Genomic DNA, 13,067 nt, shown 5'->3' with positions numbered 1-13,067 from the left:
GCTCTGATGGCCCGTCAGCTCCCGGACATACCGGCCGATCGGACATCAACGGCGGTGAGCGCCAACGCCATCGGCCCCGGGGTGAGGAACGCGAGCGGGACCATCATCCACGCGCACAGGGCGGCGGTCGCCACCGCGAGCAGCACCAGACCACAGCCGCCCGGATCCCGTACGGCGTCCCTCGCCGCCGCGCGCACGGCGGCCGGCCAGTCGGTGAGCGACTCGGGGCGGGCGCATGCCCGGAGGCCCACCACCAGGGCGCCGGTACCGATCGCGGCGGCCACCACCGCGAACAGCGGCGCCCCCGGCAGCCCGGCCCCGGCCAGCGCCAGGTCCGCGACACACAGCAGCGCACCCGCCACAGCCACGGCACCCGCCGCCAGGTCACCCACCCGCAGCCGCCGCCGCAGAACCGCGAAGTACCGCCCCGCGGTGGCGGGTTGTCCCTGCCCCGCGCCCCGCAGCACCGCGCACGCGCTCGACAGGGCGGCCGGCGCGGTCACCAACGGTAGACAGGCCACCGCCGTGGCCAGACCGACGCTCAGCACGTCGGCGAACAGGGTCATCCGGGGCCCGAACAGCTCACCCGGCTCACGCGTCGGCAACGAGCTCATCCCTTGACTCCGGAGCTGGCCATGCCCTCCACCAGGAACCGCTGGAAGGCCAGGAAGAAGAGCACGATCGGCAGCAGCGCGATCACCGACATCGCGAACATCGGGCCGAACGACGACTGGCTGGAGGCGTCCACGAACGACCTGAGGGCGAGCGTGAGCGTGAACTTGTCCGGGTCGAAGAGATAGATCAGCTGGGTGAAGAAGTCGTTCCAGGTCCAGATGAACGTGAAGATCGCCGTGGTGATCAACGCGGGCCGGGTGAGCGGCAGCACGACCTGGAAGAAGCTGCGGAACGGGCCGCACCCGTCGATACGGGCCGCCTCCTCCAGTTCGCGCGGCAGACCACGCATGAACTGCACGATGAGGAAGACGAAGAACGCCTCGGTGGCGAGGAACTTCGGCAGGATCAGCGGCCAGTAGGTGTTCACCAGGCCGAGCTGGTTGAAGATGATGTACTGCGGGATCAGCACCGCGTGATGCGGCAGCATGATCGTCGCGATCATGAAGGCGAACAGCGGGCCGCGGAAGCGGAAGCGCAGCCGGGCGAAGGCATAGGCGGCGAGCGAGCAGCTGATCACGTTGCCGAGGACCGCACCGCCCGCGATCAGCAGCGAGTTGGACAGCAGCCGCCAGATGGACACGTCGTTCACGCCGTCCATGGCCGTCTTGTAGTTCGACCACTCCAGATGGCTGGGCAGCAGGTCGAGGCTGGCGATGACCTCGTCGGCCGGCTTGAGCGACGTGGCGAGCAGCCAGGCCAGGGGGTAGAGCATGACCAGTAGGGCGGCCAGGCAGCCGAGGTGCAGGGCGATCCGGCCCCAGCGAACGGGCTTGCGGTCAGCGGTGGTTGAGACGACGGTCATCGGTCCCCCTCGGACGCGTAGAAGACCCAGGAGCGCGAGGTGCGGAACAGGACCGCCGTGACGGCGCCGATGACGAGCAGCAGCACCCAGGCCATGGCGGAGGCGTAGCCCATGTGGGAGGCGACGAAGCCGCGGTCGTAGAGGTACATGGTGTAGACGAGGGTCGAGTCGGCGGGGCCGCCCTTGCCGGCGCTGACCGCGAAGGCGGGCGTGAACACCTGGAAGGCCTGGATGGTCTGCAGCACCAGGTTGAAGAAGAGCACCGGGGACAGCATCGGGACGGTGACGGACACGAACTGACGCCACTTTCCTGCCCCGTCGACGGCCGCCGCCTCGTACAACTCGGCGGGTATCTGCTGGAGGCCCGCGAGGAAGATGACCATCGGCGCGCCGAACTGCCACACCGTCAGCAGCGCGACGGACAGCAGCGCCCAGCCCGGCTTGTTCACCCAGCCGCCGGTACCGAGGAGGTTGTCCACGGTGCCGCCGTCGTTGAAGACGGCCCGCCAGACCAGGGCGATGGACATGGAGGCGCCGAGCAGCGAGGGGGCGTAGAACGCTGACCGGTAGAAGCCCTTGCCGCGTTTCATGGGCTTCAGGGCGAGCGCGACGGCCAGGGCGAGCGCGAGTTGGAGGGGCACGGCGATGACGACGTACGTCAGGGTCGTGATGACCGACCGCCAGTAGCGCGGGTCCTCGGTGAACATCTGCGTGTAGTTGCGCAGGCCCACCCATCGCGGGGGGTCGAAGAGGTTGTAGTCGGTGAACGACAGGTACAGCGACACGGCCATCGGCAGCAGTGTGAGGACGATCGCGCCGAGGACCCACGGGGACAGGAACACCCAGGCGGCGCCCTCGCGTTCGCGTTTGGGCCGGCGCTTCGGGGCGGTGGCGGGCCGCTTCGGTCGTGCGGTGGGCGCGGGTATGTCGGTGGTGGTCATGACCTCAGCTCCGCCTTCGCCTCGGTGACGTAGTTCTCGGCCGCCTCGCGGGGTGACATGCGCTCGTACGACACCTGGTCGTAGTCGCGCTGGAAGGTGCTCTGCAGGGCGTTGTCGCCTGAGGGCGGGGCCTGCGGCGGATCCTTGAGGGTGCCTTCGAGGGACGACTGGAAGTCGGCGACGGTCTTGTCGAAGTCCTTAAGCTGGGGCGCGGTCTTCTCGCGGATGGTCTCGTTGACGGGGATGCCACGGGCGGCGCCGAGAATCTTGGCGGCGTCCTGGTCGTTGAGGAGGAAGTCGACGAGCTGCGCCGACTCCTTCGCGTGGCCGGTGTTCGCGGAGACGCCGAGGAACATCGACGGCTTGAAGTACTGGCCGGGGGTGCCGTTCTCGCCGGCCGGCATCGGGGCCAGGGCGACCCCGTCCGGGATGAGGGCGAGGTAACCGCTGGCAGGGGCGTCCCAGTTGAAGTCGCTGACGGCCTTGCCGCGGCCGAGCGGGGTGTTCTCGACGGATCCGTCGAGCTGCGTGGTCTGCTCGGCCGGGGAGACCGCGCCCTCGCGGCGGAGCTTGTCGGCGAAGGTCCACCACTCGGTCAGGTCGTCGGCGGTGAAGCCAAGTGAGCCGTCCTTCGTGTAGAGGGCCTTGCCCCGGCCGCGCAGCCAGACCTCGAAGGCGTCCTCGCTCTGGCCCGGGTCGGTGGCGCCGGGTTTGCCGGTCTTCTTCGCCAACTCGCGTACGGCCGCCGCCCAGTCGCTCCACGTCCAGCCCTGGCGCGGGAGCGGGACCCCCGACGCCTTCCAGGTCTTGACGTCGTAGACGAGGGTCTCGGTGCCGCGGCCCTGCGGGATCGCGTACTGCGTCCCGTCCACCAGCCCCGTGGCGAGAAGGCCCGGGTCGATCTCGGAGGTGTGCAGGACGGCCTTCTGTTTGGCCAGGTCGAGCAGGACGCCGCCGGACGCGTACTGGTCGATCTGGCGGTAGTCGAGCTGCATCACGTCGGGCGCGTCACCCCCCGTGGCCTGGACGGCGAGCTTCTGCTTGTAGGCGTCGTACCCCGAGAACGACGTCTGCACCTGCACGTTGGGATGGCGTTTCTCGAACAGGGCGATGGCCTGCTCGGTGCGTTCCGCGCGGTCGGGGTTGCCCCACCACGTGTACCGCAGCGCGACCTTGCCGCCGCCGACCGACTCCCCGGAGCCTCCACATCCGGCCAGCACCGCGCAGAGCGCGAGTGCGGCGGCCGATGCGCAGAACCCCTTTGTCCTGTGTCCGGGCATGCCGAGGTCACCTCTTTCCTTCCTCGGACCTTCTCCTACGGCCCCCCTGAGCCCCCTTGCTGCCCTCCTTGCTACTCGCCCTGGTACGGCAGCGTGGTCCCCGGCAGTGCGTACTCGTCCCGTCGGCCGCACATCCCGAAGCCCCCGAGGCGGGTGGGCGCGGCCTCGTAGGCGGTCGCCTCGCCGAGATAGGCCGGCGCGTCGTCCGCCAGCGCGTCGAGCTGGGCGCCGGTGCGTTCGGCGGTGGCCAGCGCACCGGCCCGCCACAGCTCGCGCCAGGCCGGCACCTTGGCGCGCACCAGCCGGGCGGCGGCGCGCTGGAACTCGGTGTAGGGGCCGTTGTCGCCGGCGACGAGGGACTCCCGCAGGCCCAGGTAGCCCTCGACGGCGAGGTCCCGGCGGCGCCGGGCCGCCGCGGCGGTCTCCGGGCCGGTGCCGGGCGGGAGTGTGGCCGCCGCCGCGTACTTCGCGGGGTCGGCGAGCACCTCGGGCGGAAAGGTGAAGACGGCGTCCCCCGCCTCCGGCAGGCCGCTGTTCTGCATCAGTACGGTGATCCGCAGATCGCCGCCCTGCACCATGCGGTGCACGGTGCCCGGGGTGAACCAGGCGACCGAGCCCGCTTCCAGGGGGATGTCCCGGTAGCCGTCGGGGCTCAGGGTCTGCACCGCGCCCCGGCCGCCGGTGACGACGTAGGCCTCCGTGCACACCAGATGCAGGTGCGGGCTGCCGCCGCAGACGCCGTCGGCGGCCTCCCAGTCGTAGGCGCTCAGGTGGGACAGGCCGACGGCGCCGGGCAGGGGGTGCGGGAGGGCCGGCTTCACGGGTGTGGGGTCGTTCACCACGGCAGCCCCTCCAGGTACGTGCCGACGCGGTCGCCGTCCCAGGCGCCGTCCGCGACGATCACCCGGTAGCGGTAGGCGAAGGACTCGCCGGGCGGCAGCTCGAACTCCTCGAAGAACGCCCAGGAGAACGCGACCGTCGGGAACGGCTCGGAGCGCACGAACCAGTGGGACTCGTGGACGGCGGAGTTCTGGTCGAGGTTCTCGGGGGCGTGTGCGAAGACCAGGGTGGAGTGCCCGTCGAACTCGTCGTGCTCGGTGGTGAAGGCGATCCAGGGGCCCTGGGAGCCCATCACCTTGTCCGCGTCCGCGTCGGTGTCCGGGGCGAAGACCGTGCCGCCGGTGAAGTCGCGCGGTCCGCGCCACTGCAGACCGGTGTAGCCGGCCATCTCGCGGCCCGCGGTGGTCGGGGAGCCGAAGACCAGCGGTTCGTCGCGGAGGTTGGTCAGCCGGATCGACCAGTCAAGCGCCCAGGCGCCGGTCTCCTCGTCGACCGAGTGGACCGCCAGACCGCGCTCCTCGCGCGCCCACTCGGCGCCGCCGTTCTCCACCCAGGTGAGCGCCTCGGTGAAGGCCAGCCGGTCGTCGTCGACCGTGAACGCCGGGAAACCGTCGTGCCGCATCGAGCCGACCCGCTCGGGCAGCGGCAGATAGCCCTGTCCGTGGACGTAGCAGTTGCCGCCCCAGAAGTTCTGCCCGGACAGATGGCTCGCGGTCATCTGCAGGCCCTTGTGCCAGCGGTGGTCGTTCGGGCGGTACCCGGTGACCGTGCGCCCGGCGAGGGTGCGCACCGGGTGGGCGTAGGGCTTGCGGGCCTCGAAGGCCTCGGGGTCGGGGCGGTAGACGTAGCGGAGGATCTCGGTGCCGTCCGCGGCCTCGACCGCGATGTGCTCGCCGTGGACGTGGCTGACGCGGATGCTCATGCGCGCTCCTTGGGGGCCCAGTGGGGGTGGTCTCCGTGCATGGCCGGGTAGAACGGGTCGCCGGGTCCGATCTCCCCCGCGCGCACCGGGTTGCCGGTGAACGCCGCCTTGTAGAGGGCGGCGGCGAACTCGAGGGTGGCACGGGCCTCGGTGCCGCTGGTCGGCGGCCTGACACCGTTGTCGTACGCGTCGAGGAGCGCACCGAGCTGCGCGGTGTGGGAGCTGGGCACGTCCGCGGCGGGAGCGCGCCAGGCCTCGGCACGCTCGGAGGCGACGTGCGGGGCCGGGGTGTAGACCCAGTCCTCGTTGCGGTGCCCGTAGAGATGCGTGAGCTCGACCGTCGCGTCCGCGCAGTCGATACGGATGCGGCTGACCTCGTCCGGGGAGAGCACGCTGTTGACCACGGTGGCGAGGGCGCCGTTCTCGAACCGGACCAGGGCCGTGGAGACGTCCTCGCTCTCGGTGTCGTGCACCAGGCGTGCGGCCATGGCCCGGATCTCCGTCCAGGGTCCGAGCAGGTGCAGCAGCAGGTCGTACTGGTGGATGCCGTGCCCCATCGTGGGGCCGCCGCCCTCGGTGGACCACTTTCCGCGCCACGGCACCGCGTAGTAGGCGGCGTCCCGGTGCCAGGTGGTCTGGCAGTGCGCGACCCGGGGGGCGCCCAGTTCGCCGCTCGCGATCAGTTCGCGGGCGTGCACGGCGCCGGAGCCGTAGCGGTGCTGGAAGACCACGGACGCGAACGCGCCCGACGCCTCCTCGGCCGCGGCGATCTCGTCGTACTCCGCGAGCGACAGGGTCAGCGGCTTCTCGCACAGCACCCAGGCGCCCGCCTTCAGCGCTGCCACCGTCTGCTCCCGGTGCAGGGACGGCGGCGTGCCGATGAGGACCAGGTCGGGGCGTACGGCCTCCAGCATCGCGTCCATCGAGGTGTACCCGGCGACCTCGCCGCCCGCGAGTTCCCGGAACAGGTCGAGGCGGTCCTGGTCCACGTCGACGGCGGCGACCAGTTCCGTCCGGTCCGAGTGGGCTCTGAGCGCGGGCAGGTGGCTGCCGCTGACGATGGCACCAGTACCGACCACGGCTACGCGGCGACGGGCTGGGAGCGGGGACATGCGGTACTCCTCGGACAGCTTGCGAGGCAGACGCAGAAAGCGCTTGCTCCGAGGGAGCCTAGGGGCCGGGGAATGTCCGGACAACCCCCTGCGCTGATGTGGGAACGGCTTTCACCACCACACCACCCCGAGCGCACGGATCGCCGTCTTTCGGAAGCCCTACGGCCCGGCAGGTGCGGGCGTCGGTCATTCCGGGCCGGCGTGGGTGACGCGGATCTTGGACTGGCCGTGCGGGAGGTCCTCCCAGTCGTCCATGAAACGGGCCCGCAGGCCGTGCCGTTCGGCCAGGGCGAGGAGCGTCTCCGTTCGGTAGTAGAAGTCCTCACGCAGGACGTGGTGTTCCTCGCCCTCCGTGCGGTCGAAGGTGAAGTCGAACCAGCCGCCCGGCGCGAGCACCCGGCCGACGTGGGCCAGGCACTCCTCGATCACCGGGAGCGGCGAGTGCGAGAAGACGCTGTGCGCGTGCACGACGTCGAAGTGGGCGTCGGGCAGGAAGCGCAGCGTCAGGTCGCGTACCGGGGTAAGGGTGGGGAGTCGCTGTTGCAGGCCCATCTCCACGATGGTGTCCTGCGCGGAGACCAGGATGTCGGGCGAGATGTCGATGCCGTGGTAGTGCCCGGCCTCCAGGTGCCGGATGAACCGCCAGCCTCCCCGCAGGTTGCCGCACCCGATCTCCAGCATGCGGTGCTCGGGGCGCAGACCGTGGCCGACCAGGTAGTCGAACTGCATCGCGCCGAGTGCGAGCCACCGTTCCCGGTTGCGGCTGCCGACGGCCGCGTCGGGGTCGGTCCGGGTGTCGGAGCGCATCACGGCCCGGTAGTAGGAGACGTGGTCGGTGTGGCGGCGGCGCAGCCACATGTCCCGGGTGGCACGGGCCAGATGGCCGGGGACACGGTCGGGATGACGCAGCGCGTAACCGATGCGGTGGCCGAGGGCGGCGCGGTTGACGGTGAGGTTCTTGCCGGACATATGGGATCCCCTGCTTCCGAGTTCCTGGGTGGTGCGGGCCGTGTCACCAGCCTCGGTGCGTGAACGGGGTGTCCGGCTCGGTCAACAGGCTTCGGTCCGGGCGCGGTTCGGACGCCACCCATGTCAGCCGATCGGTTGATGCGGTGCCGCGCCGGGCGCGTTAGACACGGAGTCATGAACCACTCCGATCCGAGCGATCCCACCGACCGGGACGACCTGACCGATCCAACCGGTCGGGACGATCCGACCGATCCGGACGAGCGCTGGCTGGCCACGACCGTCGATGTCGCGTTCCTCGTGCTGCTCGGCTCCTCGTTCGTCCGCTTCCTGAGCCGCGACCAGGGCGGGGCGGGCACCGGGTGGGTGGTGACGCTGTTCGCGGGCTTCGGTCTGCTGTACGTCCTCGGGCGCATGCGGGCCCCGGCACCCCGCCCCGGCTTCGCGCCCACGACCCGCCATCTGGTGTGGCTGGGCTCGGTGTCCGCCGTCTGGGTCGCCCTGCTGGTCCTCGCGCCGAGCGCCACCTGGTGCGCGATGCCGTTGCTGTTCGCCGGTCTGCACGCGCTGCCCCCACGGCTGGCGCTGCCGCTCGCCGGCGTGCTCACCGCGTTGGTCGTCGTCTCCGAGGTGCGGGTGGCGGACGGCGCGCTCAACCCGAACATGGTGGTGGCGCCCCCGGCCGTCGCCGCGGTCGCCACCGCCGTCCTCGTCCACCTGCAGCGCCAGGGAACCCGGCAGCGCGTCCTGATCGAGGACCTGGTCCGCACCCGCCACGACCTCGCGGCCACCGAGCGGCGGGCCGGCGTGCTGGCGGAACGCCAGCGGCTGGCCGCGGAGATCCACGACACGGTCGCGCAGGGCCTGTCCAGCCAGCGGATGCTGCTCCAGGCAGCCGAGCGGGTCTGGCGGACGGACCCGGACACCGCCCACGCGCACCTTCGCGACGCGGCCGAGATCACCTCCCGCAGCCTCGCGGAGGCCCGCCGGTTCGTGCACGACCTGGCACCGGCCGACCTCGCCGAACACGCGCTCCCGGGCGCGCTCGCGGTGCTCGCGGAACGTGACAGCACCCCGGGCCTGGCTGTGGAGTTCCGACTCGACGGCGACCCGGGCCGACTGCCGGAACGGGTCGAGGCGGCGCTCCTGCGCATCGCCCAGGGGGCGCTCGCGAACGTACGCGAGCATGCGGCCGCGACTCGGGCCGCGGTGACCCTGACCTGCCTGGACGACCAGGTCTCCCTCGACATCGCGGACAACGGCCGCGGTTTCGACGTGGCCGGGCAGGGTTCCGAGTCCGCCCCGCAAGGCCCTTCCGCCCCGCACATCCCCTCCGCCCCGGAGGCGGACCGGGAGCGGGGGCACGGGCTGCCCGCCATGCGCATCCGGGCCGGGCAGGCGGGCGGCACGCTCACCGTGGAGTCCGCTCCCGGCGAGGGCACGGTCGTGTCGGTGGCCGTCCCCCTGGCACCCTTGGCCTCCGCGTATCCCTCCGACCCACGCAAGGAGCCCGTCCTGTGAGTACGCCGGTGCCCGCACCGTCCGTCCGGCTGCTGCTGTGCGACGACCACGCCGTCGTTCGCGCCGGACTGCGCGCCCTGCTGTCCAGCGCCGAGAGCATCGACGTGGTCGGTGAGGCGGCCACCGGTGAGGAGGCGCTCGCCATGGCCGCCCGACTGCGCCCCGACGTCGTTCTGATGGACCTTCAGCTCGAGGGCGGCATGGACGGCGTGACGGCCACCCGGCGTCTGACCGACAACGGCACGACAGGTCCGCGGGTTCTGGTGCTCACCATGTTCGACACCGACGCGGACGTCACCCGCGCCATCGAGGCGGGCGCCACCGGCTATCTGCTCAAGGCCGAACAACCAGAGGAACTGTTCACGGCGATCCGCGACGCCGCCTCCGGCCGCACCACGCTCTCCTCCCCCGTCGCCGACCGGCTGCTGACCCGTCTGCGCAGCCCACGCCCGGCCCTGTCCGCGCGCGAGCGGGAGATCCTCGAACAACTCGCCCGCGGACTGGGCAACCGGGAGATCGCCCGGGCCCTGTTCATCAGCGAGGCGACGGTGAAGACCCATCTCGGCCGGATCTACGGCAAGTTGGGCGTGGAGACCCGGGCCGGAGCGGTGGCGGTCGCCAAGGAGAAGCGGCTGCTGGCCTGACAACTCCCGCTGCGAAAGCAGCCGTTGACACCGCGGGCGATCCATCCCCACGGTCACTTCTGGCGCGGGGCGGTCACCGGCAGGTCCTGCTTCAACTCGCCGAAGAGCTTTTGGGCACGGGCCGTGTCCCACTGCACGGCGCTGCCCTTGGAGGTGGTGACGCTGGGATCGGAGACGGGCACGTTGAGTTGGCGCCCACCGCCGCCGGCGACGCCCCGCATGGCCTGGAACAGCGACATGAGTTTCGGCAGGTCGGTGCCCCTGTCCACGACGAGCGTGTCGAGGCCCGCGGTGACGGCCGGGACCGACCTGGCCGGGTCGAGGAGCGTGCCCGTGGTGGTCGCCTTGGCGGCGAGCGCGGTCAGGAACTTCTGCTGGTTCTGGGTACGGCCCAGATCGCCCTGCGCCTCCTGCTTGCGCTGCCGGACGAACGCCAGCGCCTCGGAGCCGTCGAGGGTCTGGCAGCCCCGGGGCAGGTTCGCCCCCGAGGACTTGTCCTTGATCGGCCGGTCGAGACACATGTCCACTCCGCCGACCGCGTCCACCACCCCGACGAACCCCGCGAAACCGATCTCGGCGTAGTGGTCGACATGCAGTCCGGTGTTGCGCTCCACGGTCCGGACGAGCAACTCGGGCCCGCCCAGCGAGAACGCCGCGTTCAGCTTGTTCGGCGCGGCGCGGTAGCTTCTGCCGGTGCCGGGATCGACGTACGGCGGAAGGGTCACCCACGAGTCGCGCGGCAGGCTCATCATCGTGGTGCCGCTCGCGCCGGTGTGCAGAAGGATCATGGAGTCGGTGCGGCGGCCCTCCGCGGAGCCGGTGTTCAGGTCCTTGCGGTCCTGCTCGGACAGGCCCTCACGACTGTCCGAGCCCACGACGAGGTAGTTGGTCCCCTTGCCGGGAGCCGCGCGGTCGGTGAGCGTGCCGAGGTCCACCTCCTGGTCGAGCCGGGTGTCGGCCCACACGTACGTTCCGGCGCAGACGGCGAGCAGACCGCAGAGCAGGACCACCGCCGCCCGGACCACCCGGCGGCGCCCGGAGCGGCGGGCCCTGGGCGCTCTGCTCCCCTGCTCAGGGTGCCCGCGGGTGCTCGCCCCGCCGGTACGGCCCGGCGGGGCGGGCGAGGGCATGCCGGGCAGCGGTGCCGTACGCGTCGAGGGCGGGGGCGCGTACGGCACCACCCGGCCCGTGCTGACGTGCACGGGCGCGGTCGTGCCGTCGGGCGGGCGGCCGTCGTCACCCGCCCAGTGGTCGGTCCAGTCGTCCATCGGCCTGTCCAGTCGTTCGGAGCGTCGGATCACCTCGTCTCCCTCGGAGCGTCGGGATCACCTGGTCGGCACGCTCTTGTACGGCGCGGGGCCGCCGATCTGTTCAGCCGCCGTGCCGGAACGCTTCATCCGCTGCCACTTCAGCCGACTGCCGAGGAGCAGGGCGACCACGGACTGGATGACGACCAGATACATCAGCTGGCGGTAGACGAAGATCTGGAGCGGCATCGACCACAGCGTCCGCCTGCGCTCGCCGTCCAGTCTCAACGCGTAAGCGGCACAGACCAGTTGGACGCCGAGGAAGGCGAACCAGACCCCGGCCGACTGCAGCGGGTCGAGGAACAGCACGCCGTACAGGGCGTAGACGTCGATGACCGGGGCGAGCAGCGGCAGGACGACCTGGAAGAGCGCGAGGTAGGTCAGGCCGCGGCGGCCGAAGCGGCCGGCCGTGCCCACGCCCAGCACGGCGCCCCGGTGCTTACCCATGGCCTGGATGGTTCCGTAGCACCAGCGGTAGCGCTGGCGCCACAACTGCCCCAGTGAGGTGGGTACTTCGGTCCAGGCGACGGCGGACTCCTCGTAGAGCACCCGCCAGCCCGCCCGCCACAGGGCCATCGTGAGGTCGGTGTCCTCGGCGAGGGTGTCCTCGCTGATCCCTCCGACGCCCAGGAGCGCGTCCCGGCGGAAGGCCCCGATGGCACCGGGAACGGTCGTCATGCACTCCAGCACCTCGAACATTCGCCGGTCGAGGTTGAAGCCGAAGCAGTACTCCAGGTGCTGCCACTTCGCGAGCAGCCCCCGCCGGTTGCCGACCTTGGTGTTGCCGCTGACCGCGCCGACGGCGGGATGGGCCAGCGGCTGCACGAGCCGGTGCACGGCGTCGGGCTCGAAGACGGTGTCGGCGTCGACCATGACCACGATGTCGTGCCGCGAGTGCGCCAGACCGGTGTTGAGAGCCGCGGCCTTGCCTCCGTTGGGCGTGCGGATCACCTCCACCCGCGGGTCGTCGATCCCCGCGGCGATCTCGGCCGTACGGTCCGTCGAGCCGTCGTCGATCACGAGGATCTGCAGGTCGCGATGGGTGGATCCGAGGAGAGAGTGCACCGTGGAGGCGATGCCGGCCTCCTCGTTGTACGCGGGGACGAGCACCGTCACCGGCTCGATCACCTCCCGCAGCCAGGGTGCGCCGGGCCGGAAGCGCTCCAGTCGGCGGACGTGGGCGCGGGCGAAGAGGACGAGCAGGGCCAGACGCAGGACGCCCAGCGCGCCCGCGATCCCGAGGACCCACGTCATGGCGTGCGAGAAGGCACGCCCGAGGCCGGCGCCCCAGATCAGGGCGGTGCCCTGCCAGCGGGCGACGGCCGACACCGGGGTGTACGGGGTGAGGTCGAGTCCGTCGGTCACGGTGGTGAAGCGGTCGACGCTCCGGTCGGTGAGGAGTTTCCGGGCCTCCCGGTAGGCGGTCCCGGTCTGGCTGAGCTGCCGGACCAGTCCCTGGGCCGGCTTGCGGGCGGCCTTGTCGGCGGTGACCAGGACATAGCCGCGTGCGGTGGCCTGTCGGGCCGCCTGCCACTCCCGGCCGCACAGGGTGTCCGGGGAGGTGGTGCGCGGCATCCGCAGCAGCGTGGTGTGCAGGTTCGCGGTGCCCGCCAAGGCGGCCTGGGTCAGGTCGAGTTCGGTGGCGAAGCGGGCGGGTGAGGCCTCGCCGAGGACGGCGCCGGTGTAGGTGTTCGAGCCGATCTCGTGGCCCTCGGCACGGATGCGCCGGACCAGATCGGGGTGGCGGGCGGCCTGGGCGCCGTGGAGGAAGAAGGTGGCGTGCGCCCGATGGCGGCGCAGCAGGTCGAGCAGGCGTGGGGTCCACACCGGGTCGGGACCGCCGTCGAAGGTGAGGGCGACGGTGCGGGCGGGCATGGACGCGGTCTGGATCCGGTCACGGTTGATCCCGATCACCGGGCCGTTTCCCTTGGTGACCGCGTCCGGTGCGGGTGAGGTGCAGGGGGAGCGCGTCTTCGCGGCGTCGACCTCGTGGGTCGTCCAGCCCTCGAAGAGCAGGGCCGCGAACATCGCGGGGAGGACGAGGATCAGTAACAGCC

General features: G+C 71.5%; 12 protein-coding genes. 2 read left to right on the top strand and 10 right to left on the bottom strand.

Annotated elements, in window-relative coordinates:
* Positions 1-14: 14 nt before the first annotated feature.
* The 8 genes from OHA64_RS43195 to OHA64_RS43160 all read right to left on the bottom strand — a co-directional run bounded on the left by OHA64_RS43195 (position 15) and on the right by OHA64_RS43160 (position 7,541).
* Positions 15-614, bottom strand: a complete 600-nt coding sequence (locus OHA64_RS43195; RefSeq protein WP_405622664.1) for a hypothetical protein — start codon at positions 612-614, stop codon at positions 15-17.
* Entirely contained in the window at positions 611-1,477 is an 867-nt protein-coding gene (locus tag OHA64_RS43190) for a carbohydrate ABC transporter permease (RefSeq protein ID WP_405622663.1), read from the bottom strand. Before OHA64_RS43190 ends, OHA64_RS43195 begins: the two co-directional genes overlap by 4 nt.
* Complete coding sequence (locus tag OHA64_RS43185) at positions 1,474-2,418, bottom strand: carbohydrate ABC transporter permease (RefSeq protein ID WP_405622662.1); 945 nt, start codon at positions 2,416-2,418, stop codon at positions 1,474-1,476. Before OHA64_RS43185 ends, OHA64_RS43190 begins: the two co-directional genes overlap by 4 nt.
* Complete coding sequence (locus OHA64_RS43180; RefSeq protein ID WP_405622661.1) at positions 2,415-3,698, bottom strand: ABC transporter substrate-binding protein; 1,284 nt, start codon at positions 3,696-3,698, stop codon at positions 2,415-2,417. The genes OHA64_RS43185 and OHA64_RS43180 overlap by 4 nt, the downstream gene beginning before the upstream one ends.
* A gap of 71 nt (positions 3,699-3,769) precedes the next feature.
* A complete protein-coding gene (locus OHA64_RS43175; protein ID WP_405622660.1) occupies positions 3,770-4,540 on the bottom strand; it encodes a cupin in 771 nt (256 codons plus the stop codon).
* Positions 4,534-5,460, bottom strand: coding sequence for a PmoA family protein (locus tag OHA64_RS43170; protein ID WP_405622659.1), 927 nt, complete (start codon positions 5,458-5,460; stop codon positions 4,534-4,536). Before OHA64_RS43170 ends, OHA64_RS43175 begins: the two co-directional genes overlap by 7 nt.
* On the bottom strand, positions 5,457-6,572 hold the full coding sequence (locus tag OHA64_RS43165; RefSeq protein WP_405622658.1) for a Gfo/Idh/MocA family protein: 1,116 nt from the start codon (positions 6,570-6,572) through the stop codon (positions 5,457-5,459). Before OHA64_RS43165 ends, OHA64_RS43170 begins: the two co-directional genes overlap by 4 nt.
* Positions 6,573-6,758: 186 nt before the next feature.
* Positions 6,759-7,541 carry a class I SAM-dependent methyltransferase gene (locus OHA64_RS43160; RefSeq protein ID WP_405622657.1) on the bottom strand — a complete coding sequence of 261 codons (783 nt, stop codon included), beginning with the start codon at positions 7,539-7,541 and terminating at the stop codon, positions 6,759-6,761.
* Between the two features lie 174 nt (positions 7,542-7,715).
* On the opposite strand from OHA64_RS43160, the gene OHA64_RS43155 reads away from it, so the two are divergent.
* Both OHA64_RS43155 and OHA64_RS43150 read left to right on the top strand, forming a co-directional pair.
* Positions 7,716-9,059, top strand: coding sequence for a sensor histidine kinase (locus OHA64_RS43155; RefSeq protein WP_405622656.1), 1,344 nt, complete (start codon positions 7,716-7,718; stop codon positions 9,057-9,059).
* A complete protein-coding gene (locus OHA64_RS43150; RefSeq protein WP_405622655.1) occupies positions 9,056-9,703 on the top strand; it encodes a response regulator in 648 nt (215 codons plus the stop codon). Before OHA64_RS43155 ends, OHA64_RS43150 begins: the two co-directional genes overlap by 4 nt.
* A 53-nt stretch (positions 9,704-9,756) precedes the next feature.
* On the opposite strand, the gene OHA64_RS43145 is transcribed toward OHA64_RS43150, so the two are convergent.
* Both OHA64_RS43145 and OHA64_RS43140 read right to left on the bottom strand, forming a co-directional pair.
* Positions 9,757-10,971, bottom strand: coding sequence for an LCP family protein (locus tag OHA64_RS43145; protein ID WP_405624357.1), 1,215 nt, complete (start codon positions 10,969-10,971; stop codon positions 9,757-9,759).
* Between the two features lie 57 nt (positions 10,972-11,028).
* Positions 11,029-13,038 carry a bifunctional polysaccharide deacetylase/glycosyltransferase family 2 protein gene (locus OHA64_RS43140; RefSeq protein ID WP_405624356.1) on the bottom strand — a complete coding sequence of 670 codons (2,010 nt, stop codon included), beginning with the start codon at positions 13,036-13,038 and terminating at the stop codon, positions 11,029-11,031.
* Between the last annotated feature and the right edge of the window lie 29 nt (positions 13,039-13,067).

This window comes from Streptomyces sp. NBC_00076 (assembly GCF_045041235.1).
Taxonomy (GTDB): Bacteria; Actinomycetota; Actinomycetes; order Streptomycetales; family Streptomycetaceae; genus Streptomyces.
The sequence above is the reverse complement of the archived record's forward strand: the minus strand, read 5'-3'. Positions and strand labels throughout refer to the sequence as shown.